This window comes from Pseudoalteromonas marina (assembly GCF_000238335.3).
Lineage (GTDB): Bacteria > Pseudomonadota > Gammaproteobacteria > Enterobacterales > Alteromonadaceae > Pseudoalteromonas > Pseudoalteromonas marina.
This window is the reverse complement of record NZ_AHCB03000007.1, coordinates 308,257-333,961: the sequence shown is the minus strand read 5'-3', so window position 1 is coordinate 333,961 and position 25,705 is coordinate 308,257. Positions and strand designations below refer to the sequence as shown.

Here is a 25,705-nt window from a genome sequence, read left to right as displayed (position 1 = left end):
ATAATTTTTATTATCTTTTTATGCCCAGTAACGCTCAAACAAAATAGATTACTGCATACTGAGTAATTGTTTTGCTTTAGCTAACTGTAAATCAGCTAAGGTGTTAACAAGCTGGTGTTGATTATTTTTTACTTGCTCATTTTTTATTATAACGGCTTTATTGTTTTGTGGAAGTGTTGTTTTATTAATCGTCACATCGGGCTTTATTCCAACGCCATCTATTGATTCACCAGAAGGTGTAAAATACTTTGCGGTAGTGAGTTTTAAAGCGGTATTGCCATCACCTAATGGTATAAGTGATTGCACAGACCCTTTTCCAAAAGATTGGCTTCCAACCACTTTTGCCCTGTTATTGTCTTTTAAGGCGCCGGCCAAAATTTCGGCCGCAGAGGCTGAATTTTCATTAATAAGTACAACAATTGAGGCGCCTTTGAGTATGTCGCCCCTTTTAGCATAAAAGGCTTGGTTAGCGTCAAAGTATCTGCCTTTCGTTGTTACTATAGTTCCGCTTTCTAAGAATAAATCAGAGACGGCAATCGCACTTTTAAGGGTGCCTCCGGGGTTGTCACGTAAATCAATTACAAGCCCTAATAATGGATAATCATAATTATTTTGCATCGCTGCAATTTGCAATGCAACTTCGTGTAGTGTGTGATTAGAAAAACTATTAATAGCTAAATAGCCAATGCCGGACTCTAAAACTTTACTGGTTACACTCTCTAATTGTATTTGCGTACGAGCTACGTTAAACGACAAAAGCTCTGGGCTTTCATTTCGCTTAACGGTGAGATTAATTGTTGTAAATTTATTTTCTTTTATTAAAGTTGCGACTTCGCTAATGCTGAGCAAATTGACCGTTTTTTGATTAACACTAACAATAATATCGCCAGCTAAAATACCTGCTTCTTTCGCTGGTGAGTTATTTACCACGTTAACTATTTTTATGTCAGTATCGACCTTTTTTACTTCAATACCTAAGCCCGTATATTGCCCATTGGTATTATCAAATAAGGCATCGAGCTCGTGTTCGTTAAGGTATTTAGAGTAGGGGTCTAGCTTTGAGTATAAGCGCTCAAACTGTTTGTTGTTGTATTGCACGTAATGGCTGTTTTGAAGATCTAAATCGTCAACATAATAGGCGTGTATGTTAAATAAAATTTCATCTATTTGTTGGCTTTTAAGGTTTTTTACTGAGCTGGCAAATGCATTGTTAAGTACTAAAGTAAAGGTGAATAAAAGCAGGCTGAAAACATAGCCTGCTTTTTTAAATGCGGGTATTACATTGTTGTTTTTCATCAGCTACTCCTCAGCGGAGCAGCGGTTTATTCAATTAAATACGTCTGCACCATTTTACGGGATTTACTGCGCGTCCTTTGTGTCGTATCTCAAAGTATAGACCAGAACTTGCCTGTCCGCCGCTTTGGCCAACCAACGCTAAAGTTTCGCCTTGGCGTACCATGTCACCTACGTCTCTCAGTAGTGTTTGTGCATGGCCGTATAGGCTCATAAATCCTTCACCATGATCGACTACAATTACCCAGCCATAACCTTTTAACCAATCTGCAAATACAACTTGGCCATTGTGCAGGCTATTAACATTTTCGCCTTCTTTAGCGCCAATTAGCACGCCTTTCCAATCAATGCCGCCATGTTTTCGTTGGCCAAATTTGTGTTTTAACTTACCTTTACTAGGCCAGTTTAATTTGCCTTTATTTTTATTGAGGCCAAGTAATTCTATTTTTTTTGTTTTTTCTTTTTCTAATTCTTCAATTGTATTAACAAGGGTTTGTTGGTTTTCTTTTAAGTAATTGATAGAGCTTTTAGTACTCGTAAGCTGAGCTTGAAGATTCCTAAGGTTAGCTTGGCGTTCACTTTGTGCATTTACTAAGGCTGTTTGGCGCCTTTTTTGCTCGTCGTATAAAGCTAAAAGTTTTTCTTTTGTTTTATTTAGTGCAACTTGGTTTAACGCGATTTGTTGTTTAAGTTCTTTTAATTCTTCTATCTGTTCAATTCGTGCTTTGTTTAGGTAATTATAATAGCTCAGTGTTCGCTCAAATTGCGCTGTGTTTTCTTGATTCAGCAACATTTTAGAGTAGTCATCACCACCTGCCATGTAAGCGCTTTTAAGTTGCGCTCCTAGAATACGTTGAAATTCGATGTGTTTTTTATCGAGTTCATCAGCTTTTTTTTGTTGTTGATTTTGCTGTTGTTGGGTTTCTTTAACAGACTGCTCAGCCATATTAAGTGCTTTAGCGTTTTTAGCTATTTCAAGCTCATGGCTTTTAAGATTTTTTTGAAGTTGAGATATTTTTTTTCGTTGTTGATTATACTCAGATTGACTTTGTTCAAGTGCTTTTTTCACCTGTGAGAGATCTTTTTTAGTGCGATCTTCATTGGCAACTGCAGATGCAGTCACCAATGAGGCGAGTATTAAGCCGCACTTAAAGTATCGGTTAACACGTTTAATCATGGGTTATTTCAACGTCATGATGGGTGTGCCAGTCATTTCACTTGGCTGCTCCATGCCCATTAAGTGCAGCATAGTAGGGGCAACATCACTTAATGCTTTACCTTCAGATGGTGTCGCATCGCGACCAACATAAATAAAGGGCACCGGTTCACTTGTATGCGCGGTATGTGCTTGGCCCGTTTTAAGGTTAGCCATTTGTTCTGCATTACCATGATCGGCTGTGATCAACGCTTCACCGCCAAATTCGTTCAATGCATCAACTACACGGCCAATGCAGGTGTCAACGGCCTCACAAGCTTTTACAGCGGCATCAAATACACCTGAGTGGCCAACCATATCGCCATTGGGGTAATTACATATAATGGCGTCGTATTTCCCGCTTTTAATTGCTTCTACAAGCTTATCGGTTAGCATTTCTGAGTTCATTTCCGGTTGCAAGTCGTAGGTAGCCACTTGCGGTGAAGGGATTAATTCACGCGTTTCACCTTCAAATTCGTCCTCACGTCCGCCGCTAAAAAAGAAGGTAACGTGTGCGTATTTTTCTGTTTCAGAAATACGCAGTTGTGTTTTCCCTTGTTTTTCAAGCCATTCCCCTAATACGTTAGTAAGAGGAGTTGGGCCAAATGCAACGGGCGCGTCTATATCGGCTGCATATTCTGTCATCATGACAAATGCGCTGAGAGCGGGGGATTTTTTCTTGGTAAAGCCATCAAACTCAGGCTCAACAAAGGCGCGTGTAATTTCACGTGCCCGGTCTGCCCTAAAGTTTGCAAAAATAACAGTGTCGCCATCATTAATTTGCGCTGCTTCTCTACCTGCTGGTGTAATGGTTGTAGGAGCAACAAACTCATCGTTTTCGTCGCGCTCATAAGCTGCATTTAATGCGGTTACGCCATCGCTGTAGTTAAACTCTCCAATGCCAGAGGTCATTACGTCATAGGCTTTTTCTACACGATTCCAGCGGTTATCTCTATCCATTGCATAATAACGACCAACGAGTGTTGCTAGCCGACCACATTCAAGTTTTGCAAACAACGCTTCTATACGTTCAATAGATTCTTTGGCACTACGCGGTGGTGTATCACGGCCATCTAAAAATGCATGAAAATAGACTTCCTTAGCACCGCGTTTTGCAGCAAGCTCTATGCTTGCAACAATATGATCTTCATGACTATGAACGCCACCCGGACTCAATAATCCCATAACATGAACGGCTTTGCCGGCATTTACTGCTTTATCAATGTTTTCAACAAGTGCAGGGGTTGAGTCAAATTCACCGTCATTTATTGCTTTGGTGATTCGAGTAAAATCTTGGTATACAACACGTCCTGCACCTAAATTAACATGTCCAACTTCGGAATTACCCATTTGTCCATCAGGAAGACCTACATCAAAACCAGATGCTGAAATTAATGTGCGAGGGCGAGATGCCCATAAGTTATCTAACACGGGGGTATTCGCTGCTAGTATTGCATTGCTTTGCTCGTCTTCACGATATCCCCAACCGTCTAAAATCATTAATACCAGTGGTTTTTTATGTTCAGTCATAGTCACTCCTAAAAGTTAGCACCTGTTTTGCTTTAGCATACCGTGTTTTGTTACTTGAATCAGCATACAAAACAGCATATTAATTTTTTTCACTTAATTGAATATCGTATTGATGCTGATGTGCGGTTAATAACCTTTATATGGGGTGTTTTTCCTCCTTTTAAACTCTGTGTAAACTCGCATTTTAAGTTGGTTTGGGTATACTTGCGTGGCTAAAGTCTAAAATGTCTAAAACATTGCGTTTTAGGATGTAATTTATAGTGGAAGTCGAATGGATCAATATATTGAATTTATAAGCAATCACCCTATCTTAAGCCTTGCTTGGGTTGGTATTGTTTTTCTTATTGTCAGTGGTTGGATAAAAAGTAAATTTTCAGCTATTCGTCAAATAAACCCTCAGCAACTAACGCTACTTATTAACCGTGAAGATGGTCAAGTAGTGGATATGCGCGCACAAAAAGAGTTTACGTCTGGCCGTATTTCGGGTGCTGAACACTTAAGCCCTGAAAATGCCAAAAAATCTGACTTTTCAGGCCTTGAAAAGTACAAGACTAAACCCATTATATTGGTATGTACTACAGGTATGACAGCCCAAGGCACGGCCACAGCAATGCATAAAGCTGGTTTTGAACAGGTTTATGTATTAGCGGGCGGAATGGGTGCATGGCAATCTGCTAGCTTACCAACGATAACAGGTCGCTAATCTCGTTTAGCTAAACCGATAGAGGATTTATTATGAGTAACGTTGTTTTATACACCAAGGCATATTGTCCATTTTGTCAGCGCGCTATGGCGCTTTTAAAAAGCAAAGGCGTTGAATTCACTAATTTTGATATTGGTGTACAACCTGAACTTCGCGATGAAATGATTACTAAAGCCGGTGGCGCAAGCACTGTACCGCAAATTTTTATTAATGATGAACATATCGGTGGCTGTGACGACATGATGGCTATTGAGGCTCAAGGTAAACTTGACGCTAAGCTTAACGCTTAATTTAATTATAATAACGAACAAGTTAGGAATAACAATGAACGAAGAAACTCAAAACGCAGCAGCGGCACAAGACGCAGGCGCACAATTTACTATTCAACGTATTTACACTAAAGATGTGTCGTTTGAAACGCCAAACTCTCCGGCAATTTTTCAAAAAGAATGGACGCCAGAAGTTAAGCTAGACCTAGATACTCGCTCTAACAAGTTAGACGAAGGTGTATTTGAAGTTGTTTTAGCATTAACTGTGACAGCATCAATTGGCGAAGAAACTGCGTTTTTATGTGAAATTCAACAAGCGGGTATTTTTACTATTGCTGAGGTTGAAGAAGTACAGCTTGCTCATATGCTAGGTGCATTTTGTCCAAACGTATTGTTCCCATATGCACGTGAAGCGGTATCTAACCTAGTTAACCGTGGCACTTTCCCACAGTTAAACCTTGCGCCAGTAAACTTTGACGCATTGTTTGCACAGTATATGCAACAACGTACTGCGCAAGCTGACCAGGTTACAGCAGACGCATAACTTATGAGTACAGCAACTTCAGCTGTTACTGTATTGGGGGCGGGGTCTTATGGCACCGCCCTTGCTATTTGTTTAGCCCGAAATGGTCATAAAGTGACGCTTTGGGGACGCAATAGCGACGACGTTGCTACGCTTGCAGCTGAGCGAAAAAATCAACGTTACTTACCAGATGCACCCTTCCCAGACACTCTAGTACTAGAAGCCGATTTACAACGTGCCGTTGCATGCAGTGCTATTGTGCTTGTTGTTGTGCCAAGCCATGCATTTGGCGACACACTTGCGCAAATAAAACCTGCATTGCAAATCGATGCTAAAGTCGCGTGGGCGACTAAAGGCCTTGAGCCAAATACAGGGCGTTTATTACAAGAAGTTGCACAGCAAGAGCTGGGTGATGAAATCGCACTTGCGGTGCTTTCGGGTCCTACATTTGCGAAAGAAATGGCAATGGGTTCACCAACAGCTATTTCTGTTTCGTCTACCTCACCTGAGTTTGCACAACAATTGGCTGATTTACTGCATTGTGGTCGTTCATTTCGAGTGTATAACAATGACGATTTTATTGGCATACAGCTTGGTGGTGCGGTTAAAAACGTAATTGCTATTGGCGCGGGTATTTCAGATGGTGTAGGTTTTGGAGCCAATGCTCGCACAGCTTTGATTACACGAGGTCTTGCTGAACTGACTCGGTTAGGTTGCGCTCTAGGCGCAAAGCCAGAAACCTTTATGGGAATGGCAGGCCTTGGCGATTTAATATTAACCTGTACCGATAACCAATCACGCAATCGTCGTTTTGGTTTAGCACTGGGTAAAGGTGAAAGTGTTGAAACTGCAATTGAGTCGATAGGCCAAGTAGTCGAGGGCTTTAGAAACACCAAAGAGGTGTATTTACTTGCCCAGCGTGCAGGCGTTGAAATGCCTATCACTGAACAGATTTACAAAGTACTTTATGAAAATAAAGATATGAAAGCCGCTGCTATGGCATTGTTAGGTAGAGAGCAACGCTCAGAATAGCACTCACTACTGTGATAATAACTAAAAAAACCGACATCATGTCGGTTTTTTGTTAGCTTTAATAATACGCGTATCATTGCGCGTTAGGAAAACCCAACTGTCGCCATGATTCGTAAACAAATACAGCGACTGCATTTGAAAGGTTCATGCTTCGGCTATTTGGTTGCATTGGGATACGCACGCGCTGCTCGTTTGGTAGAGCTTGAATCATCTCATCGGGTAGCCCGCGTGTTTCTGGACCAAATACTAGACAGTCTCCGGGTTCGTAACATGCTTCATGATGAAATTGGCTGCCTTTGGTTGTACATGCATACACTTTTTTCGGTTTACATTTTTCAAGATACGCTTCAAATGACGCATGACGCTGAACATGGCTGAATTCGTGGTAATCAAGGCCTGCACGCTTTACACGTTTGTCGTCCCACTCAAACCCTAAAGGCTCAATTAAGTGCAGCGAAAAGCCGGTATTTGCACAAAGGCGGATAATATTCCCTGTGTTTGGTGGAATTTCAGGTTGGTATAAAACAATATCCAGCATAATTAGCCTTTTAATAAATGGTATTTGACGAGAGCAGTATACACGAAACCCTTAAAAAAAATGATATACTCAAAGTATTGAATACTCTTATTAGCGGATGAAATTGTGCATAACCGCAGTTACGAATTTTGGGTTAAAGCTTCTAGTATTATTACTATGGTAATGGTGAGTTTAATGATTGCGGCAAAGGCGTGGGCCTGGCTTGCTTCAGGCTCTGCTTCAATGCTTGGCTCCTTAACAGACTCATTAATGGACATTACCGCTACATTTATGAGTTTTTTAGTTTTAGGTTACGCACTGCGCCCAGCTGATGATGATCATCGGTTTGGTCATGGTAAAGCCGAGGCATTAGCAGGGCTTGGGCAAGCTGCATTTATTGCAGGCTCGGGCTGTTTACTGGCATTTCATGGTGTTGAGCGCTTATTTAACCCTATAGAGCTTACACATTCATTATTAGGTGTATGGGTAAGTGCTTTTGCAATTGCATGTACTCTGGTCATTGTTTTTGTACAAACTAAGGTTATTAAGCATACCGAATCGATTGCTATAAAAGCAGATTCGGTGCATTACAAAGGTGATTTGATTTTAAACGCTGCTGTTTTAATTGCGATTGCTCTATCTTATTACGGAATGATGTATGCCGATCCTATTTTTGCAATAGGGGTAGCAGGTTACTTACTTTATAACAGTTGGGATATTGCAAGAGATAGTGCCGATCATTTAATGGATAAAGAACTTCCAGACGATGAAAAGCAAAGCATTTTTGATATTGCTAAAGAGCACGGCGATGTGCATGGCGTACACGGGATCCGTACTCGCCAGGGGGGGAAAATTAAGTTTATTCAAATGCATTTAGAGCTTGATGACCATTTAAGTCTAATACGAGCCCATACTGTGGCTGATGAGGTTGAAGCGATGATTGGTGCTCGTTTTGAATCTGAGGTTGATATACTAATCCACCTCGACCCGCTTTCTGTTTTAACTAAGCCGTCACCGACTCACAAAACTTATACAGACTCTTAAGTACTGGCTGGCGTACTTCATCACATTCAAAGAATAGTTCGTGCTTGGCGTCAGTAAAGCTTTCTAGGGTAATATTTGCGTACTTATTAGCTAGTCTATAGTGCGCTTCATTATCGACAACTACATCGTTTTTTGCGCTTGCAATGTAAAGTGGAATATCAACAGTAAGCTCATCTATTGATGATAAAAAAGTAAAGGTTGAATTTAGCCACCCATAAGTAACCCCGCCAAGTTGTAGTAAAGGCTCCTCATTATATGTTTGCCTAAATAGGCTGTAGCGTAATTCGCAACTTGTTAATACGTTTAAAGGGAACTCTTCTGGGGTGTAGTCGGTTTGTCCAAGGGCATAGCTAAATTGAAAACCAAGACGTACGGCATTACTTGCAATTATTCGGGCTAAAGGCTTTGGAATACCTTTGGTGTGTATATCGAACATTGGGGCTGATAAAAACGCACCGCTAAAACTATGCTCATAGTTTGCCAAATAATCAAATGCAATAGCACCTCCCATTGAGTGGCTCACTAATAGCTTTTTACCTTGCCAAACGGTGTCGACTATTTGGGTGTTAAATAAATTAAGATCGGCACTGTAGTCACCAAAATTATTTACATAGCCCTTATGTTTATTTTTTAAATAGCGGTAAGAGCGACCCTGTCCTTGGTGGTCAACAATAAAAACAGCAAAATTATTAGTATAAAGCTCCCATAACAACTCTTTGTATTTATCGAGCCCTTCGATTCTGCCTGAGCTAATAACTATGGCAACATGAGCTTTATCTGGCTGGGCATGCGCATAAAATAACTGCCCATTAGGCGTATTTAAATACGCTTTAACTAATGTGTTTTGATAAAAATCATTAATGGCTGATTGGTTACCTTTAAGCTCGCGCTCACTACTATAAAACATGGTTTACTCTTTGATTATTGGCAGTGTGATATTAGCACACAAGCCGCCCTGATCTTTGTTCGATAAAACTAAGGTGCCATTATGAGCTGTAATTGCATTTTTTGCGATAGCTAAGCCTAAACCGGTTCCACCACTGACTCTATCTCTTGCATCAGACTGCCTAAAAAACGGCTCACATAGCTTATCAAGCTGGTTATTTGGCACGCCTGGGCCATCATCACATATTTCGATATGCACGGCATCACCATGCGATAGTTTTATACTTATTGTGTTATTTGCATATTTAATGGCATTACGAAGTAGGTTTTCAAGCGCGCTGGCAATCAGGGCTTCATCGCAGCTAATGGTCACGCTTGCATCGCCTGTTATTGTTAACTGCTTATCATATTGTTTTGCTTCAAATTTTGCATCGTTTAAAACATGTTCAACAATAAGGTTTAGTGATTGCTTTTGCATTGCAAGGGTTTGGCTTTTTGCTTCTAAACGAGACACTTGAAGTACATCAGCAATCATTTGATCGAGTTGATTTGCCTCTTTTTCTATTCGTAATAAATAAGACTGACTTGCTTCATTTGCTTGCATTTGCGCAAGACCCGTTGCCATTTTTAAGCGGGTAAGTGGCGAACGTAACTCATGGGATATGTCAGCAAGCAAGCGTTTTTGTGAGCTTATTAATAGTTCTAGCTGGTTAGCCATACTGTTAAAGTCTCGACCAAGTACCCCTAGCTCATCTTTTCTGTTAGTTGAAATAGCAGCACGTGCGCTTAAATCGCCAGAAGATAGTTTTATAGCTGCTTTTTTAAGGCTGTTAATTGGTGCAATTAAGTTACGACTAAACAAAAAGCTCAAAATTAAAGAGGCAATAATTGCAATAGATACCTTAATCCAGCTGGGCATTAGCTTTAAGCGTATAAACAGAGGTGGCTGATTGTTTATGTCTATTTCATATAAATAAAATACTCCTTCGGGGACGGTTAATTGAACTGGTCCAAAGGCTTGATATTGCTCAGTGAAAACAATTTGCGGTGGCATGTTTTTGGTAAAATTAAGAAGACTTAGGTCTATGTTTATAGGTGTTTCTTTATTAGTAAAAGAAATATCTGATTGCTCAGCGCTTAAATATAAAAGCTTACGTTTAGATAAGCGTGGATGCGAAAGAATACTCTCAAGCGAACGCTTATGTTTATATGCAGAGCGCTCAATACTTCTTGCGGTATAAGCTAGGTTTTTTTCCATCGGGCCATGTAAGGGTTCATTACTTACTAAGTTCAATACACTGATATTACTTAAAAAAACAAGCGCAGTAACGGTGCCAATAATGGTTAGCCAAAACCAAACAAATATTTTAAAAAATAAATAATGCCTAGGGTGCTTAAGCCAAGATAAAGCGCCTGATTTACTCGCCTTGGATGAAAACATAACCGCTGCCTCGCATTGTTTTAATTCGTTCTGTTTTAATGTGCTCTGCTATTTTTTTTCGGATATTACTTACATGCATATCAATAGAGCGGTCGAACGATGCTAAACGCCTGCCTAGCACTTCTTCACTAATTTGCTCTTTACTAACAACTTGGCTGGCGTTTTTACACAAAAGTGCCAGTATTTCGTACTCTGTGCCAGTAAGCGTGAGAGTATTCTCATCAATAGAGGCTTCTCGTGCTGCAAGGTTAATAGTTACACCATTTACAAGCAGCTTATTAGTTGTGTTGATATTTAAGCTGCTTATATGCTCTATACGACGTGTAATCGCTTTTACGCGGGCAAGTAACTCTCTGTGATTAAATGGTTTTGGTATGTAATCATCCGCACCGAGCTCTAATCCAAAAATACGATCAAAGTCTTCACCTTTAGCTGTAAGCATAATAACTGGGGTGAGTTTGGTTTGTCTAAGTTGTTTTAGAACTTCAAAGCCATCTAGCGTAGGTAGCATGACATCAAGCAATATTAATGCGTAGTCGTTTGCCTGTGCTAACTTTAGGCCTTGTTCGCCGTCGTGTACGCTTTGTATTTCAAACCCTTGGCTTGAAAGGTATTCGCTGAGTAACTCACAAAGACCCGTATCGTCGTCAATCATTAATAGTTTCATTTACAAACCCTTAGGCAATATTTCATTTCTTTATTTTACGCCCTTAATTGCTCAAAAGTGAATCTTTACACAACCTTTACACTGCTTTGCGTTACTTTGCGTTGAGTTAGTTATAGTTAACTCACTGGCTAGGCAATTACACGACAGCCAACCACAACCAACCCAACAGTTAAGGTGATGATTATGACTAAAGTAAATACACTTTCAAAATTAGTACTTATTTGTGGCTTAGCAACAGCCACACTTGGTGCAGGTAGCGTACTAGCTAAAGGCGGTATGCATGATCGACAAGGGCATTCTTCAGCGCGTTTTTTACTTTCTGAACGCGGCGCCGAAAAACTTGATTTAACGCAAGATCAGCAAACTAAGCTAAAAGCTATTTTTGCAGCACAAAAAACGCAAATGAAAGCCTTACGAGGCGACGATAAAGAAGCACGTAAAGCAATGCGTGAAGCGCACAAAGCAAAAATGGACGTACTACTATCAGCAGCAACATTTGACGAAAATGCAGCAAAAGAGCTTTTAAGTGAGCGCCAAAGTAAAGGTGAAGAGTTTGCCTTAATTAAGCTAAAAACGCAGCATCAAGTAATGCAGTTGCTTAACGCAGAGCAAAAAGAAAAGTTTGCTAAAATTCAAAAGCGTAAAAGTAAAAAGCAGCGTAAGCAAAAAAGCTAACTGACCCTGTGGTTAACTTTTAAGTGAGTACTAAAAAGCCAGCATTTAGCTGGCTTTTGTTTATATAAAAACTAGATGACATTACTTAAAAAAGTCATCTTCGTTTTTAGCCATCATGGCTTCTATGTCTTCAATCATGTCTTGGTTTATTTGATCAGCCGATGTGATTGGCGCTGAAATTTTATTATTTTCAAACGACCACTCACCCAAATCAATGAGTTGGCAACGCTTAGAACAAAATGGGCGGTGAGGACTTTGCTCAGACCACTCAACATTTGTTTTACAGGTTGGACAATTTACAACAGTAGGCATGTTTTACTCTCAACAGGTTACTCATTAGCGCTTACTGTATTTAAAGCAAGCAAAGCGCTAAATAGTTTTACATATTAGTTACGCGGTTTATTTCAGCAAGTGACGTTAAACCATCAGCGGCTTTACGTAAACCCGATAGGCGCAAATTATTAAAACCGGCTTTTAATGATACCTCAGCGATTTCTAGTGAGTTACCGCCACGCATGATTATTTGTGCAATTTCTGGTGTGATTTGCATAACTTCGTAAATACCTACACGGCCTTTGTAACCATCTGTACAGCCATCACACCCTTTAGGTGCATATAGAGTCATATCTTCAATTTGCGCTGTGCTAAATCCTTGGCGAGAGAGCTCTTCGCTTGGCAATTGTTCTGCCGTTTTACATTTAGGACATAAACGGCGTGCTAGTCGTTGTGCAATAATTAAACTAATTGAACTGGCTACGTTATAGGCGGGTACGCCCATATTTAATAGTCGGGTGATGGTTTCTGGCGCTGAATTGGTATGTAATGTAGATAAAACCAAGTGACCCGTTTGAGCCGCTTTTATTGAAATTTCTGCGGTTTCAAGGTCACGTATTTCACCTACCATAACCACATCGGGATCTTGACGTAAAAATGCACGCAGTGCATTAGCAAAGGTCATATCGGCTTTAGGGTTAATCTGTACTTGGTTTATCCCTTCAAGGTTTATCTCAACTGGATCCTCAGCGGTACTAATGTTTCGCTCAGGTTGGTTTAATATGTTTAAACCCGTATAAAGCGATACCGTTTTACCTGACCCGGTAGGGCCTGTAACGAGTATCATGCCTTGTGGTTGACCAAGCGCATCCATGTATAACTTTTTCTGCTCTTCTTCGTAACCAAGTACATCAATACCTAGCATAGCGCTTGATGAATCAAGAATACGCATTACTATTTTTTCGCCCCACAGCGTGGGCATAGTACTGACACGAAAGTCGATACTTTTTCGTTCAGTAATTTTTAATTTAATTCGGCCATCTTGTGGTTTACGCTTTTCGGCAATATCAAGTCGCGACATTACTTTAATACGAGCAGAAAGCTTAGTCGCTAATGTATTAGGTGGGCTTGCCACTTCGTGCAAGATACCATCAATACGAAAACGAATTCGGTACTTATGCTCGTAAGGTTCAAAATGTAGATCCGATGCGCCTTTTTTTATCGCGTCCATTAAAATTTTATTAATGTACACAATAATTGGCGCATCGTCTTTGTCGTCATCTTGAGGTGTAGATTCTTTTTGGCTTTCAGTGTCTAGGTCGGCAAATTCTTTAAACTCATCATCGCTCAAATCTAGGCTGCCGGTTGCATCTAGCAATTGCTCAATTTTATTATCGAGCTGAATGTAATCGACTACGACTATTTCGCATGAAAGGCCGGTACTAAATTCAAAGTTTTCGAAGGCGCCGTAATCGGTTGGATCAGAGGCTGCCACATACACTTTTCGGCCTTTTTGTACCAACGGTAAAATATGGTGTTTGCGGATCAGTTTTTCTTTTACTAGATCGGCAGGAATAGACGCAGGGTCAAAGTCTTTTAAATCAAAATAGGGAACACGAAACAAATCAATACATTGCTCTGCTAACTCTTTACTGTCTATTTTTCCGCATTTAGAAATCAGTTCAGCGGTTGAGGCAAACTCTTGCTGCTTTGCTTTTACCGTATCGGCATCAATACGCCCAAGCGTAAGAAACTTTCTTAATAACGGTGAGTTAATATTCATTGCGCACCTTTTTAATCCTTCAGAGAGAGTAATTTATCAGAAAAAAGAAGGGGATTACATTACTCTTCACAATCTAGGCTAAATTTATTAATTAATATAGGAGATTAGTTTGTTTTGACTCGTTTTTACAATTTAAGTTGCTTGCATTTGTGCCATGTGTAGATAACGTTTATGCAGCGTTAATAAGTCGTGGTTAACGTCGTTAAGTGCACGGTCGTTATTTAAAATATCATCTGCTTTTTTTTGTTTATCTTCGCGTGACATTTGCGCTGCAATAATCGCTTTTACTTGCTCAACACTTACGTTATCACGCGAAGCCGTGCGCTCTATTTGTACACTTTGAGGTATATCAATCAGTAGCGTTCGATTACACAATTTATCTAGGCTGTTTTCAAACAAAAGTGGTGCTACAAGTACTACATATGGACTTTTTGCGGCAGTAAGGTCGTTATGTATTTTGTTTCTAATGAGTGGATGCAATAAATTATTTAGCCACTCTTTGTCGGCACTATTAGTAAAAATGCGTTCACGTAAAGCGCTTCTGTTTAGTGTGCCATCGCTCAATAAAATGCTATGCCCAAATTTTCTTACAATGGCATTTAAACCATCGCTTTTAGGCTTTACGACTTGGCGCGCAATAATGTCGGCGTCAACTATTGTAATGCCAAGCTGCTCAAACATATTACTTACAGCCGTTTTTCCACAGCCTATACCGCCTGTTAAGCCAAGAACCCAGGGTGATGTTTTATTTATGGTATTACTCATTTTAGTCAGCACTCAAGTTAGTAACCAATTAAGTTAAAATACGCGCTTTGCAATTGGTTACCCCACAGTAACGTGATCCACCCGGCTATTGCTAAGTAGGGCCCAAATGGGATGGGGGTAGCCTTATCTTTACCTTGAATACTTAATAAAGCGATACCAATAATGGCGCCAACAACACTTGAAAGTAGTATTATAGTGAGTAATGATTGCCAGCCTAGCAGAGCACCAAATAACGCTAACAACTTAAAGTCGCCATAACCCATGCCTTCTTTACCGGTTAATAGCTTAAATAACCAAAACACACTCCATAAGCTTAAATAACCAAAAGCGGCACCCATAATTGCATCACTTGGCATAATTGTAATTCCGGCAACGGCGGCAATCAGTGCTAGCCAAACAAGCGGTAAAGTGAGCTGATCGGGCAGTAGCATGTGGTCTATATCAATAAAGGTCAGTGCCACAAGTGCCCACGTGATCACTATGTATAATAATGCTTGTTCTGTTGCGCCAAAGGTATAAGCAACCACTAAGCTTAATAGAGCGGTAATGGCCTCAATAGCGGGGTATCGAATAGAGATGGGGTTACTACAACTTGCGCATTTACCTTTAAGTATTAACCAGCTAATGATAGGAATATTTTGCCAAGGCTTAATGGCCGTTTTGCATTTTGGGCAGGTGGAATTTGGTTTTACAAGATTAAAAGGCTCGCTAGTGTTTTTTGGTTTAGCTTGATTGGTATTGAGCTCGTCTTCAAGTAATAGCCTACACTCGCTTTGCCACTCTCGCTGCATCATAAGCGGCAAACGGTAGATAACTACATTTAAAAAACTACCCACACATAAACTAACTAAGCCAACGGTGGTTAAATAAAACCACAGTTGGCTTTGCATTACTTCAATAATACTTTGCATATATACCTGAAACTATTCTAAAAAAAGTCTAAAAATTAAATGAAATAATAATCACAAAGAGAAGTTAAAGAAAGCAAATGAGAAGACTAAATCGCCAACCATAAAAATAAGACGCTCTTTAATTTCTGTAAAATTTTTTATTAATTAAATGACAGAACCTAATTGGAAAATAGGTAAGTACATGGCAACAATTAAGCCGCCTACGAGCACACCAAGTACCGCCATAATAAGTGGTTCTAACAGGCTTGAAAGGCCATCGACGGCATCATCAACCTCTTGCTCGTAAATAGTCGCTACTTTTGCCAGCATGCCATCTAACGAGCCAGACTCTTCACCAATGGCAACCATTTGAATTACCATATCAGGGAATATTTTAGAGTTCCGCATGGCCCAGTTCATTTGGTTACCTGAGCTTACCTCAGCTTTAATATCTAAAATAGCATAACGGTACACTGCGTTACCCGAGGCACCTGCAGCAGAGTCAAGCGCATCAACAAGTGGTACACCGGCTGCAAAAGTGGTGGAAAGTGTTCGGGCATAGCGTGCAACAGCTGCTTTATTTAAAATCATGCCAATGACAGGGAGTTTTAAAATGGCTCTATCGGTTGCATCTCTGAGTTTTAAGCTTCTGAGTTTGGCTTCTTTAAACGCATAACCAAAGCTAACAATTGCAATTAAAATCATCCACCAATACGCTTGCATAAACTCAGATATCCCGATTACAAATAAAGTAAATGCTGGGAGTTCAGCGCCAAAGCCAGAGAATATATCCTGAAATTGTGGCACTACGAAGATTAGCAAAATAGAAGTTACAATACCTGCTATCACTAATACAGATATTGGGTAAAACATTGCTTTTTTTATTTTTGATTTAAGCGCTTCAGATTTTTCTTTGTACAATGCAACACGATCAAATATTTTATCAAGCGCACCTGATTGCTCGCCCGATGCGACTAAATCGCAATATAAGTCATCAAAATAACGAGGGTGTTTTCTTAGCGCTTGCGATAAAGGCTGACCTGCCTTTACTTCATCGCCAATGGTTTCCATTAGTTTACCCACGCTTTTATTAGTTGAGCCCGTGCCTATCATTTCAATGGCTTGTATAAGAGGTACACCCGCCATAAGCATGGTGGCGATTTGGCGTGTAACAAGCGCTATATCTTTAGGGGTGATTTTTTGAACACTTTGAATGCCAAATAAAGGTTTTGGCTTACGCTTTACTTTTGAAGGTGTAATGCCTTGCTTTCTTAGCTGAGCTTTAACAAGTGCAATGCTATTCCCTGTGAGCTCTCCTTCAAGTTTCTTCCCTCGGGCACTTACACCGACCCACTGAAAAGTATCGAGGCCTTTATCTTGTTGTTTTTTTGCCATGAGATGATCCAGCTGAATTAATATTATTAAAGAATTCTGTACTTAGCATAACTTAAACGAATGATTCTTGGTAGAAATATACTTTTTATTAGGCCCGTTGACCAATGGACCAAAACCTTGGCCCGTAAATATAGCCATTATCAGGGTCGATATTATTATAAATTTCTACTGCTTTTTGTAAGTATAAAAACCAAGCGAGGATGAATACACACGCCAAAAATAACTTAGCGTATACATTTATAGGAATATGTTTGTACTTGTTTTTATTAAGCCTGCCAATAAGTAAGCCCCACATTATAAACAACAAGGTTTGAGAAACTGGCATCACATGTACACCAGAGAATAGTGAATACGTAATACCTATAGCAAAAGAGTAAAAAATACTCTCCGTAATTATATCTTTTTTATGATTTTTTAGATGTATTATAGATTTTCTCAATGTATTAAAAATTACGATTAAAATACAAATTAGTGCTACTCCTCCCCACTCATTTAAAACTTCTATCAATGAGTTGTGGGGGTGACTAAATGGTGCTGAACTCCCGAGAGACATTTCAAATACACCAGGGCCACTACCAATCAAAAAATGTTTCCATGATAAGTTTGAAAGTGTATTTAACCATAAATCAACACGGCCTGAAGAGGATGCACGAAGTATATCGGCTCCTCCTTTATTCAACGAATCTAGAATATAAAAAGTGATACAGCTAAGTGCAAGGCAAACTAGCCCGGTTAAAATTTGCTTTTTTAGGGTTGTTTTCAATATGAGAGCAAATACTGAAAAAATAAAAAAAGAGAGCAAGGCCCCTCGAGCTTGACCAATAAAAATTAGCAATAGGTTTAAAAATAAAACAATGAATACGATGCGTTGAATACTTTTAAATTTTAGTAGTAATATTAAAAAGGGAAGAATAAAAACCTGTACCTGATTAAAAAAGCGAATGTTAATAAAGCCAGAGTAGATTATATAGGGATTTAAATGTTGCTGTTCTACTAGTGTAAAAATTATGTTGAGTAGGCAAACCAAAACCAAACTTGTGTGTGCTATTAATAAGGTATAAATAATGAGCAGCACAGATTTTTTATCATTTATAGTACTTATATAAAACATTGCCCCAAAAAGCAGGCTGATGTGAAATGTGTAAAGTAAACTGAAGCTTTTTTCCTGACTAGCTATAGATGACAAGAAACCGCTGAGAATAAAAGCTAGGAAAAACATTGCGCTTTTTTTATCAAATAAAACTGTGTATGTAGGTTTTTTGTGCTTCAATAAAACTGTAAGCAATAAAGTGCAAAGGCTGAGTAAGAAAGCTATTTGTATGATACGTTGATGATTGTGGTAATCGTAAGAGATAGTTGGAATTAATGGTGTTAATGTATTTAACAAAAATAAACTAATTATTAAAAATTTTACAGTATTAGTTTTAGCCATAATTTTTTCGGATAACTTAAAAAGCGCCATTCAGGCGCTTTTTGTTAGTCAGCAAATAATTAAGATTGTGGACAGCTCTTAGGAGCTAGGTCTTTATTTGCGGCTGTTATGCCAGTTGTTGCACATGACCAAGCACCAGTAGCACTTCTTGTCCAAGTGATTTTTGCACTAGTACCTATTTGGGTTGGTGCATTAACTACTGCACACTCAATTTCTGTTGAAGTTACTGTTATGTTACAATTTGCAGTACTTGCTTGCAGCCCTGCTGCAGCTCTATCTGGAGTTTCTCCTGCATTTGCAGCAACTTCAAAACCTGTTCTACCAGCTGAGATTTCAGCCAAAGCAGCAGTCAATTTTGATGATGCTTGGTAATTCGAATAAGCAGGCAGTGCTACCGCAGCAAGAATACCGATGATTGCTACAACAATCATTAATTCAATTAGGGTGAAACCCTGTTGTTTTTGAGTCATTGTTTTCATGTTTCCTCTCCTAAAGGATAGATTGTGTAAGTTAAATCACTTAATTGGCATTGTGCCGAACTTAATTTAACTGATTTACTTTACAGTTTTGCTTAAAATAAACTTTTGCGCTATCCACATTTTGCTGCAGAGTTAGCGCTATATTTGCACTTTAGCTTTAGGGTATGAAACACAAAAGCTAGGTGTGAATTCATTATATTTTGCAAATAACTTGCTATTTATTAGCTGGTTGAAAATAAGTGCTAACAGCAGCTAATAGAAAGTGTAGTCATAAGTAACTTGGATTCCTTGTTTGGATGAGCTTAAAAACAAGTATCTAATTATTTATGACGAGCTTTTATAATAAAACAGTACAAGTGTATCATTTTATTTTAGTTGTTAGCACGCTACTTTTCCTAAAATAGCTAATTAATTTAACAAATTGTTACAATTAGTTATTTTAACTATTAAATTACTTTTGTTTTAACTTGTCAACGCTTTAGCATTTATTAAATGTAGAACTAAATTATTACTTTGGCCATACATCATTCAAAACGCATCGACAAATCGATTGATTGTAAGTTTTTTGTTAATGCGCCGCTAGATATAAAGTCTACACCCGCTTGAGAATACGTTTTGAGTGTTGCTAACGTCATATTGCCAGACACTTCTAATTTAGCGCGCTTGTTAGTTAAGACTACGGCTTGCTTAATTTGTTCAACGCTAAAGTTATCAAGCATGATTATATCGGCGCCTGCGTCTATGGCTTGTTTTAGCTCTTGAAGCGATTCAACCTCAACTTCAACTGGTTTGCTTGGGTGGTTTAGTTTTGCCTGAGCAACGGCTTTTTCAATACCTCCGCAGGCTGCTATGTGGTTTTCTTTTATTAAAAACGCATCAAACAACCCAATACGGTGGTTTGCGCCACCGCCGCATTTTACTGCATATTTTTGTAAGGCTCTTAGCCCTGGAATTGTTTTGCGGGTATCGAGTAATTGTGTAGTTGTACCACTAAGCTCTTTTACATAATACGCTGTGGTTGTTGCTGTGCCAGAAAGCGTTTGTACAAAGTTAAGTGCGGTGCGCTCTGCGGTTAAAATTGCGCGGGCGGAGCCTTTTGCTGTAAATAAAGTGCTGTTGGCAGTGACAACGTCGCCATCGTTTACCAGTACTGATACCTGCACTGTTGGGTCTACTTGCTTGAACACTTCAATAATGATGTCTTTACCACAAAATATGCAGTCTTCACGGGTTATCACTTTGGCACTTGCTTGCTCGTTTTGTGGGATAAGCTGAGCGGTAATATCTCCATCGGCTGCGGTTTGGTAGTTTAAGTCTTCGTCGAGCGCAAGGGTAACAAGTTGACTAAGTAAAGTGTGCGAAATAGACATGGCTAAAAGCTCATAAGCATTAATAAATTAAAGAAAATTTTACTATGTTTAAATAATGAATAGAAGCGCTTTTAATTATTAGAGCATAGCTGAGAGCTTTAATACTAAAATATAAGCAGCTTATAATTCCCCACCTACCTAGATGAGGCTTGGTTACTATCATTATTTTTATAAATCCTTTAGCATCAAGGTTGTGAATAGTTTGGTATAAATGTAATGGCAATTGATTTAAATGGAGTGTTATTGGCGGCGCAACAGCGCGCATGCACGCACTGTGATGAGCGCCCAGAACACACAGATATTACCTTGTTGGTCATTCATAATATTTCATTACCAGCAGGGCAGTTTGGTACCCCCTTTGTGGATGATTTATTTATGGGGTGTATTGATTGCAATGCCCATACAAGCTTTGGTGATTTAAAAGGGCTGCGTGTATCAGCTCATTGCTTTATTAAACGCACTGGTGAGGTGATTCAATACGTGCCATTTAACAAGCGTGCTTGGCATGCCGGCGTATCTGAATATGAAGGACAAACTGCGTGCAATAATTACAGTATTGGTATTGAGCTTGAAGGCACCGATACAGCTGCTTATACTCGCGCTCAGTACGCCTCGTTATGTAATTTAAGTAAATTTATAATGCAGCGCTATCCCAAAATTACCTCTTCGCGTATTGTGGGGCACTGCGATATAGCACCCGGTCGCAAAACAGACCCCGGCAGTAGTTTTAACTGGCCATTATTTTTAAATATGCTTGAGCAACCAAGTTGAGAGAGTCACTATCATGATTTTAGTTTCTATTATTTTAGCGTTAATTTTAGAGCGTTTAGGGGCGCGAGCTAACTATTGGCAAATAAGCTATTACGCTAATGGTTATTTAACACGCTCCAACCGCTTACTTGCCAGTAACGGTTTATTTAGTTCGGCAATGGGTTTTTTAATTTGGCTATTTTTACCTGTAGTAGCTATGGCGTGTATCTACAACTTGTCGGAATTTGTTTTGTGGGAGTTGGCCATTAATATTGCTGTTTTACTTGTTTGCTTTGGTTGTGCAAAGCAACGTGCTTTATATAAAGCGTATTTAAACGCACTTACACGCGATGATGGTACCGCGGCGTCTTTATATGCATTGCAAATGGGGCAAAAACGTACTGAAGATCAAAAAGGCGGTGAAACCTTTGGGCAAACACTTGCTTGGGTAAATTTTAGGTTTTACTGTGCAGTTATTTTTTGGTTTGTTGTTTTAGGTGCGCCGGGTGCTGTTTTATATGCTCTTGTACGTACCTTTGCCGATTTAGTGCGAGATAACCACAAAGTGATATTTGCTAAACATTTTAAGTTAATACATAAATTACTGTTTTGGTTAGATTGGTTACCGGCACGTATAGCGAGTTTTGGTTACTTAGTAATTGGTAACTTTAATAAAGGAACGAGCTGCTGGTTACACTACGCGCTTGATTTTTCAAGCCCTAACCGAAAGGTCGTCACTTATACTGCGCTTGCAGCCGAACAAGTAGAGCAACGTTATTACGGTTGCACTTACGAGGCAACGTGTATGATTAAGTTAGTTAAGCGTAATGTACTCTTTTATTTAGTTTTAATTGCATTACTTACTTTGTTTGGAGGCTTGTCTTAACACCTTATTTATTTTTACAGCCTATTTAAAAGCAAAGCACTTATTTACGCTAAAGTGCTTTGCTTTTGGCCTCCTTGCCTATTTAAAACACTTTAAACATAGCGATTAAACCTCCCCCTAAAATAGAGTTAAAACTCTAAACTCATCTGGTCAGACCATTTGAATGTTAATCTTACTAGCCTCTCAAAACTAAGCTATATTGTGTATTGTTTGATCTTCGTTAAAAATGCGTTACGCTAATATCCCCGTACGAGTAACCTGTAAATTGACAGCTATATGGGTTTTTGATAACGTATTGCAAATTCTTGGTATGACCAATTTACCTTTTGGGTAAATCTTATAACTTTAAGCTCCAGTTTTAGGGCTTGGTATTTATACAACGCGGACGTTGATTCATGTCTTTAAAGATTAAAGCAGCAAAACTATCTGATGTTATTTTACAGCAACTTGAGAATATGATTCTTGAGGGATCGTTAGCACCAGGAGAAAAGCTGCCTCCAGAGCGTGAACTAGCCAAACAGTTTGAAGTGTCTCGTCCTTCGCTGCGCGAGGCCATTCAAAAGCTAGAAGCAAAAGGGCTAGTTACGCGTCGTCAAGGCGGTGGTACGTTTGTAAAAAATCAGCTGGAAGAAGGGTTAACTGATCCGTTGTTTGAACTGATAAGTAAACACCCTGAGTCACAATTTGATTTGCTCGAATTTCGTCATGCTTTAGAAGGTATTGCTGCTTACTACGCAGCACTGCGAGGTACAAGTAACGATTTTACTAAAGTAAAACAAAGCTTTGATAAAATTGCGCTTTCGCATGATGACCTACAGCAAAAAGCAAAAGCAATTAATGCCTTTCATTTTAGTGTGGCTGAGGCCTCACATAATGTTGTGTTATTGCACTTGGTGAGAGGTATGCAGGCGCTGCTTGAGCAAAACGTATTGCAAAATTTAACGGTTTTATTAGAAAAACCTGATATTAGCAGTCAGTTAGCCGAGCACAGGCGTTTGTTAATGGATGCGGTTATTGACGGCAATCCAGAACAAGCTCGTTTAGCAAGTAATGCGCATTTAGCGTTTATTGAAGAAGCATTACTTGAAGCGGGCAAAGAATATTCGCGAATTGAACGTAGTTTAAGACGCACAAAACAAAATTAAGCTAATACTCTATTACTTGAACACACTAACTTAAGTATCAGTTGTATTAAATTAACAACATTCGTATTTTAAACATAAGGAAACCTCCATATGTCTGAAGTCAATAAAATTGACGTAGACGCGCTAGAAACACAAGAGTGGTTACAAGCTCTTGAATCAGTTGTGCGCGAAGAAGGTGTTGAACGAGCTCAGTACTTACTTGAGCAAGTATTAGAGCAAGCCCGTTTAGACGGCGTTGATATGCCAACGGGTATTACCACGAACTACGTTAATACTATTCCTGTAGATCAAGAGCCTGCTTACCCAGGTGATGTGAACCTTGAACGCCGTATTCGTTCAATTATTCGTTGGAACGCGATTATGATCGTTCTGCGTGCATCTAAAAAAGATCTCGACTTAGGCGGCCATATGGCGTCTTACCAATCGTCAGCAGCATTTTATGAAGTGTGTTTTAACCACTTTTTTAAAGCGCCAAACGAGGTAGACGGTGGTGACTTAGTTTATTACCAAGGCCATATTTCTCCGGGTATTTACGCGCGTGCATTTGTTGAAGGGCGTTTAAGCGCAGCTCAACTAGACAACTTCCGCCAAGAAGTAGATGGTAAAGGTTTACCGTCGTACCCACACCCTAAATTAATGCCTGAATTTTGGCAGTTCCCTACAGTATCAATGGGTTTAGGCCCAATTGCATCTATTTACCAAGCGCGTTTCTTAAAATACCTAGACGGCCGCGGTTTAAAAGACACTAAAAACCAACGTGTATACGCGTTTTTAGGTGATGGTGAAATGGATGAGCCAGAATCACGCGGCGCAATCTCTTTTGCTGCACGTGAAAAGTTAGACAACCTATGTTACTTAATTAACTGTAACTTACAGCGTCTAGATGGCCCAGTAATGGGTAATGGCAAAATTATTCAAGAACTAGAAGGCCTATTTAAAGGCGCTGGTTGGAACGTGATTAAAGTTGTATGGGGAAGCGGCTGGGATATTCTGCTAGCCAAAGATACAACAGGTAAATTACTACAATTGATGAACGAAACAATTGACGGTGATTACCAAACATATAAAGCAAAAGATGGCGCGTACGTTCGTGAGCATTTCTTTGGTCGTTACCCAGAAACAGCAGCCCTTGTTGCTGATATGACGGATGACGAAATTTTTGCACTTAAGCGTGGTGGTCATGAACCATCAAAACTTTATGCTGCATTTAAAAAGGCCGAGCAAACTAACGACCGTCCTACTGTGATACTTGCTAAAACTGTAAAAGGTTACGGCATGGGTGAAGCAGCTGAAGGTAAAAACATTGCGCACCAAGTGAAAAAAATGGACATGAGTCATGTTGAACACTTACGTGACCGTTTAGGCCTACAAGATTTAGTCTCTGAAGAAGCAATTAAAGACTTACCATACTTAGAGCTTGATAAAAGCTCTGAAGAGTACAAGTACTTACACGCTCGTCGTAAAGACTTAGAAGGTTATACACCAACACGTATAGCTAAGTTTTCTGAAAAATTACAGTTGCCAGAAGTAGCAGCATTTAAGCCACTACTTGAAGAGCAAAAACGTGATATTTCAACCACAATGGGCTTTGTTCGTGCTCTTAATATTTTATTGAAAGACAAAGGTATTGGTAAAAACATTGTACCAATTATTGCCGATGAAGCGCGTACCTTTGGTATGGAAGGTTTATTCCGTCAAATTGGTATTTACAACCCACATGGCCAAAACTACACCCCTCAAGACCGTGATATTGTTTCTTACTATAAAGAAGCTACATCTGGGCAAGTACTTCAAGAGGGTATTAATGAGTTAGGTGCAATGTCGTCATGGGTTGCTGCTGCAACATCATACAGCACGAATGATTTACCAATGATCCCATTCTACATTTACTACTCTATGTTTGGTTTCCAACGTGTTGGCGACATGGCATGGATGGCGGGTGACCAACAAGCACGTGGTTTCTTGCTAGGTGCTACGGCTGGTCGTACTACGCTAAATGGTGAAGGTTTACAGCACGAAGATGGTCACAGCCATATTCTTGCAAATACGGTTCCTAACTGTATTTCTTACGACCCGACTTACGCATTTGAAGTTGCCGTAATTGTACAAGATGGTATTCGTCGTATGTACGGTGACGACCAAGAAAATATTTACTACTACCTAACGCTAATGAACGAAAACTACCATCAGCCAGCTATGCCTGAAGGTGCTGAAGAAGGTATTCGTAAAGGTATTTATAAGCTTGAAAGCTACGAAGGTAAAAAAGCCAACGTACAGCTATTAAGCTCAGGTACTATCATGACTGAAGTGCGTAAAGCGGCTGCAATTTTAAGTGATGATTACGGTATTGCATCAGACGTTTACTCTGTAACGTCATTCAATGAGCTTACGCGTGATGGTCAAGATGTTGAACGTTTCAACATGCTTAACCCTGAAAGCGAGCAAAAAACTGCTTATATCACGAGCGTATTAAACGACTCAGTAACTGTTGCCGCTACCGATTACATGAAAAACTACGCAGAACAAGCGCGTTCATTTATCCCTAGCAACAACTATAAAGTGTTAGGTACAGATGGTTACGGTCGTTCTGATAGCCGTGAAAACTTACGTCGTCATTTTGAAGTTAACGCAAGCTACGTGGTTGTTGCTACGTTATCTGAACTTGCTAAACGCGGTGAAGTTGAAAAGTCTGTTGTTGTTGACGCGCTTAAGAAATTCGACATCGACACAAATAAACTAAACCCACTGTACGCATAAGAGGTT

General features: G+C 39.5%; 25 protein-coding genes. 10 read left to right on the top strand and 15 right to left on the bottom strand.

What is annotated here, in order from left to right; translation table 11 throughout:
- Nucleotides 1-48: 48 nt before the first annotated feature.
- From PMAN_RS12725 to gpmM, 3 genes are read right to left on the bottom strand one after another with little or no spacing between them, the layout of a single operon-like run.
- Nucleotides 49-1,296 carry a S41 family peptidase gene (locus PMAN_RS12725; protein ID WP_010556637.1) on the bottom strand — a complete coding sequence of 416 codons (1,248 nt, stop codon included), beginning with the start codon at nt 1,294-1,296 and terminating at the stop codon, nt 49-51.
- Between the two features lie 34 nt (nt 1,297-1,330).
- Nucleotides 1,331-2,470, bottom strand: coding sequence for a murein hydrolase activator EnvC family protein (locus PMAN_RS12720; RefSeq protein WP_010556636.1), 1,140 nt, complete (start codon nt 2,468-2,470; stop codon nt 1,331-1,333).
- Between the two features lie 3 nt (nt 2,471-2,473).
- Nucleotides 2,474-4,018, bottom strand: coding sequence for a 2,3-bisphosphoglycerate-independent phosphoglycerate mutase (gpmM, locus tag PMAN_RS12715; RefSeq protein ID WP_006794824.1), 1,545 nt, complete (start codon nt 4,016-4,018; stop codon nt 2,474-2,476).
- Between the two features lie 271 nt (nt 4,019-4,289).
- On the opposite strand from gpmM, the gene PMAN_RS12710 reads away from it, so the two are divergent.
- The 4 genes from PMAN_RS12710 to gpsA are packed head-to-tail and all read left to right on the top strand — an operon-like array spanning nt 4,290 to nt 6,545.
- Nucleotides 4,290-4,721, top strand: a complete 432-nt coding sequence (locus PMAN_RS12710; protein ID WP_006794823.1) for a rhodanese-like domain-containing protein — start codon at nt 4,290-4,292, stop codon at nt 4,719-4,721.
- Between the two features lie 32 nt (nt 4,722-4,753).
- Nucleotides 4,754-5,011: a glutaredoxin 3 gene (gene grxC / locus PMAN_RS12705; protein ID WP_006794822.1), complete on the top strand. Its 258-nt coding sequence runs from the start codon at nt 4,754-4,756 to the stop codon at nt 5,009-5,011.
- A 34-nt stretch (nt 5,012-5,045) separates the two neighbouring features.
- On the top strand, nt 5,046-5,534 hold the full coding sequence (secB, locus tag PMAN_RS12700; RefSeq protein WP_006794821.1) for a protein-export chaperone SecB: 489 nt from the start codon (nt 5,046-5,048) through the stop codon (nt 5,532-5,534).
- 3 nt (nt 5,535-5,537) lie between these two features.
- The gene (gene gpsA / locus PMAN_RS12695) at nt 5,538-6,545 is read left to right on the top strand and encodes an NAD(P)H-dependent glycerol-3-phosphate dehydrogenase (RefSeq protein WP_010556635.1); all 1,008 of its coding nucleotides are present in this window, start codon (nt 5,538-5,540) and stop codon (nt 6,543-6,545) included.
- Nucleotides 6,546-6,618: 73 nt separating this feature from the next.
- On the opposite strand, the gene trmL is transcribed toward gpsA, so the two are convergent.
- The gene (gene trmL, locus PMAN_RS12690; protein WP_008128796.1) at nt 6,619-7,083 is read right to left on the bottom strand and encodes a tRNA (uridine(34)/cytosine(34)/5-carboxymethylaminomethyluridine(34)-2'-O)-methyltransferase TrmL; all 465 of its coding nucleotides are present in this window, start codon (nt 7,081-7,083) and stop codon (nt 6,619-6,621) included.
- A gap of 105 nt (nt 7,084-7,188) precedes the next feature.
- On the opposite strand from trmL, the gene PMAN_RS12685 reads away from it, so the two are divergent.
- The gene (locus PMAN_RS12685; RefSeq protein WP_010556634.1) at nt 7,189-8,106 is read left to right on the top strand and encodes a cation diffusion facilitator family transporter; all 918 of its coding nucleotides are present in this window, start codon (nt 7,189-7,191) and stop codon (nt 8,104-8,106) included.
- Here PMAN_RS12685 and PMAN_RS12680 read toward each other — a convergent pair.
- Genes PMAN_RS12680 through PMAN_RS12670 form a run of 3 tightly spaced genes read right to left on the bottom strand, consistent with a single transcriptional unit; the run spans nt 8,066 to nt 11,099 of the window.
- Entirely contained in the window at nt 8,066-9,013 is a 948-nt protein-coding gene (locus PMAN_RS12680; RefSeq protein WP_010556633.1) for an alpha/beta fold hydrolase, read from the bottom strand. The genes PMAN_RS12685 and PMAN_RS12680 overlap by 41 nt on opposite strands.
- A gap of 3 nt (nt 9,014-9,016) precedes the next feature.
- Nucleotides 9,017-10,432, bottom strand: coding sequence for an ATP-binding protein (locus PMAN_RS12675; RefSeq protein WP_010556632.1), 1,416 nt, complete (start codon nt 10,430-10,432; stop codon nt 9,017-9,019).
- Complete coding sequence (locus PMAN_RS12670) at nt 10,410-11,099, bottom strand: response regulator (RefSeq protein ID WP_010556631.1); 690 nt, start codon at nt 11,097-11,099, stop codon at nt 10,410-10,412. Before PMAN_RS12670 ends, PMAN_RS12675 begins: the two co-directional genes overlap by 23 nt.
- A gap of 183 nt (nt 11,100-11,282) precedes the next feature.
- Between PMAN_RS12670 and PMAN_RS12665 the strand changes: the two genes are divergently transcribed.
- Nucleotides 11,283-11,774 carry a Spy/CpxP family protein refolding chaperone gene (locus PMAN_RS12665; protein WP_010556630.1) on the top strand — a complete coding sequence of 164 codons (492 nt, stop codon included), beginning with the start codon at nt 11,283-11,285 and terminating at the stop codon, nt 11,772-11,774.
- 81 nt (nt 11,775-11,855) lie between these two features.
- On the opposite strand, the gene yacG is transcribed toward PMAN_RS12665, so the two are convergent.
- The 8 genes from yacG to nadC all read right to left on the bottom strand — a co-directional run bounded on the left by yacG (nt 11,856) and on the right by nadC (nt 20,161).
- Nucleotides 11,856-12,086 carry a DNA gyrase inhibitor YacG gene (gene yacG, locus PMAN_RS12660; protein WP_006794561.1) on the bottom strand — a complete coding sequence of 77 codons (231 nt, stop codon included), beginning with the start codon at nt 12,084-12,086 and terminating at the stop codon, nt 11,856-11,858.
- A 67-nt stretch (nt 12,087-12,153) separates the two neighbouring features.
- The gene (gene pilB / locus PMAN_RS12655) at nt 12,154-13,830 is read right to left on the bottom strand and encodes a type IV-A pilus assembly ATPase PilB (protein ID WP_010556629.1); all 1,677 of its coding nucleotides are present in this window, start codon (nt 13,828-13,830) and stop codon (nt 12,154-12,156) included.
- A 132-nt stretch (nt 13,831-13,962) separates the two neighbouring features.
- Entirely contained in the window at nt 13,963-14,595 is a 633-nt protein-coding gene (gene coaE / locus PMAN_RS12650; protein ID WP_010556628.1) for a dephospho-CoA kinase, read from the bottom strand.
- A 17-nt stretch (nt 14,596-14,612) separates the two neighbouring features.
- Entirely contained in the window at nt 14,613-15,506 is an 894-nt protein-coding gene (locus tag PMAN_RS12645) for a prepilin peptidase (protein WP_010556627.1), read from the bottom strand.
- Between the two features lie 144 nt (nt 15,507-15,650).
- Nucleotides 15,651-16,880, bottom strand: coding sequence for a type II secretion system F family protein (locus PMAN_RS12640; protein WP_021032399.1), 1,230 nt, complete (start codon nt 16,878-16,880; stop codon nt 15,651-15,653).
- A gap of 88 nt (nt 16,881-16,968) precedes the next feature.
- On the bottom strand, nt 16,969-18,342 hold the full coding sequence (locus tag PMAN_RS12635; protein WP_010556625.1) for an O-antigen ligase family protein: 1,374 nt from the start codon (nt 18,340-18,342) through the stop codon (nt 16,969-16,971).
- A 29-nt stretch (nt 18,343-18,371) separates the two neighbouring features.
- Nucleotides 18,372-18,791, bottom strand: a complete 420-nt coding sequence (locus PMAN_RS12630; RefSeq protein ID WP_010556624.1) for a pilin — start codon at nt 18,789-18,791, stop codon at nt 18,372-18,374.
- 524 nt (nt 18,792-19,315) lie between these two features.
- Nucleotides 19,316-20,161 (bottom strand): carboxylating nicotinate-nucleotide diphosphorylase, encoded by an 846-nt coding sequence (gene nadC, locus PMAN_RS12625; protein WP_010556623.1) that lies wholly within the window; start codon nt 20,159-20,161, stop codon nt 19,316-19,318.
- 216 nt (nt 20,162-20,377) lie between these two features.
- Here nadC and ampD point away from each other — a divergent pair, with 216 nt between their 5' ends.
- The 4 genes from ampD to aceE all read left to right on the top strand — a co-directional run bounded on the left by ampD (nt 20,378) and on the right by aceE (nt 25,699).
- Nucleotides 20,378-20,932, top strand: a complete 555-nt coding sequence (gene ampD, locus PMAN_RS12620) for a 1,6-anhydro-N-acetylmuramyl-L-alanine amidase AmpD (protein WP_010556622.1) — start codon at nt 20,378-20,380, stop codon at nt 20,930-20,932.
- Between the two features lie 13 nt (nt 20,933-20,945).
- On the top strand, nt 20,946-21,797 hold the full coding sequence (gene ampE / locus PMAN_RS12615; protein ID WP_010556621.1) for a beta-lactamase regulator AmpE: 852 nt from the start codon (nt 20,946-20,948) through the stop codon (nt 21,795-21,797).
- 395 nt (nt 21,798-22,192) lie between these two features.
- The gene (gene pdhR / locus PMAN_RS12610) at nt 22,193-22,942 is read left to right on the top strand and encodes a pyruvate dehydrogenase complex transcriptional repressor PdhR (protein WP_006794551.1); all 750 of its coding nucleotides are present in this window, start codon (nt 22,193-22,195) and stop codon (nt 22,940-22,942) included.
- A 90-nt stretch (nt 22,943-23,032) separates the two neighbouring features.
- Nucleotides 23,033-25,699 (top strand): pyruvate dehydrogenase (acetyl-transferring), homodimeric type, encoded by a 2,667-nt coding sequence (gene aceE, locus PMAN_RS12605; RefSeq protein ID WP_010556620.1) that lies wholly within the window; start codon nt 23,033-23,035, stop codon nt 25,697-25,699.
- The last annotated feature ends 6 nt before the right edge of the window (nt 25,700-25,705 follow it).

Coding starts and splice junctions, on each gene's coding strand:
- PMAN_RS12710 (WP_006794823.1), top strand. CDS start 4,290: ATGGATCAATATATTGAATTTATAAGCAATCACCCTATCTTAAGCCTT.
- ampD (WP_010556622.1), top strand. CDS start 20,378: ATGGCAATTGATTTAAATGGAGTGTTATTGGCGGCGCAACAGCGCGCA.
- PMAN_RS12640 (WP_021032399.1), bottom strand. CDS start 16,880: ATGGCAAAAAAACAACAAGATAAAGGCCTCGATACTTTTCAGTGGGTC.
- coaE (WP_010556628.1), bottom strand. CDS start 14,595: ATGAGTAATACCATAAATAAAACATCACCCTGGGTTCTTGGCTTAACA.
- grxC (WP_006794822.1), top strand. CDS start 4,754: ATGAGTAACGTTGTTTTATACACCAAGGCATATTGTCCATTTTGTCAG.
- nadC (WP_010556623.1), bottom strand. CDS start 20,161: ATGTCTATTTCGCACACTTTACTTAGTCAACTTGTTACCCTTGCGCTC.
- PMAN_RS12670 (WP_010556631.1), bottom strand. CDS start 11,099: ATGAAACTATTAATGATTGACGACGATACGGGTCTTTGTGAGTTACTC.
- aceE (WP_010556620.1), top strand. CDS start 23,033: ATGTCTGAAGTCAATAAAATTGACGTAGACGCGCTAGAAACACAAGAG.
- secB (WP_006794821.1), top strand. CDS start 5,046: ATGAACGAAGAAACTCAAAACGCAGCAGCGGCACAAGACGCAGGCGCA.
- pilB (WP_010556629.1), bottom strand. CDS start 13,830: ATGAATATTAACTCACCGTTATTAAGAAAGTTTCTTACGCTTGGGCGT.
- trmL (WP_008128796.1), bottom strand. CDS start 7,083: ATGCTGGATATTGTTTTATACCAACCTGAAATTCCACCAAACACAGGG.
- gpsA (WP_010556635.1), top strand. CDS start 5,538: ATGAGTACAGCAACTTCAGCTGTTACTGTATTGGGGGCGGGGTCTTAT.
- pdhR (WP_006794551.1), top strand. CDS start 22,193: ATGTCTTTAAAGATTAAAGCAGCAAAACTATCTGATGTTATTTTACAG.
- gpmM (WP_006794824.1), bottom strand. CDS start 4,018: ATGACTGAACATAAAAAACCACTGGTATTAATGATTTTAGACGGTTGG.
- PMAN_RS12665 (WP_010556630.1), top strand. CDS start 11,283: ATGACTAAAGTAAATACACTTTCAAAATTAGTACTTATTTGTGGCTTA.
- PMAN_RS12680 (WP_010556633.1), bottom strand. CDS start 9,013: ATGTTTTATAGTAGTGAGCGCGAGCTTAAAGGTAACCAATCAGCCATT.
- ampE (WP_010556621.1), top strand. CDS start 20,946: ATGATTTTAGTTTCTATTATTTTAGCGTTAATTTTAGAGCGTTTAGGG.
- PMAN_RS12645 (WP_010556627.1), bottom strand. CDS start 15,506: ATGCAAAGTATTATTGAAGTAATGCAAAGCCAACTGTGGTTTTATTTA.
- PMAN_RS12720 (WP_010556636.1), bottom strand. CDS start 2,470: ATGATTAAACGTGTTAACCGATACTTTAAGTGCGGCTTAATACTCGCC.
- PMAN_RS12630 (WP_010556624.1), bottom strand. CDS start 18,791: ATGAAAACAATGACTCAAAAACAACAGGGTTTCACCCTAATTGAATTA.
- PMAN_RS12725 (WP_010556637.1), bottom strand. CDS start 1,296: ATGAAAAACAACAATGTAATACCCGCATTTAAAAAAGCAGGCTATGTT.
- yacG (WP_006794561.1), bottom strand. CDS start 12,086: ATGCCTACTGTTGTAAATTGTCCAACCTGTAAAACAAATGTTGAGTGG.
- PMAN_RS12635 (WP_010556625.1), bottom strand. CDS start 18,342: ATGGCGCTTTTTAAGTTATCCGAAAAAATTATGGCTAAAACTAATACT.
- PMAN_RS12675 (WP_010556632.1), bottom strand. CDS start 10,432: ATGTTTTCATCCAAGGCGAGTAAATCAGGCGCTTTATCTTGGCTTAAG.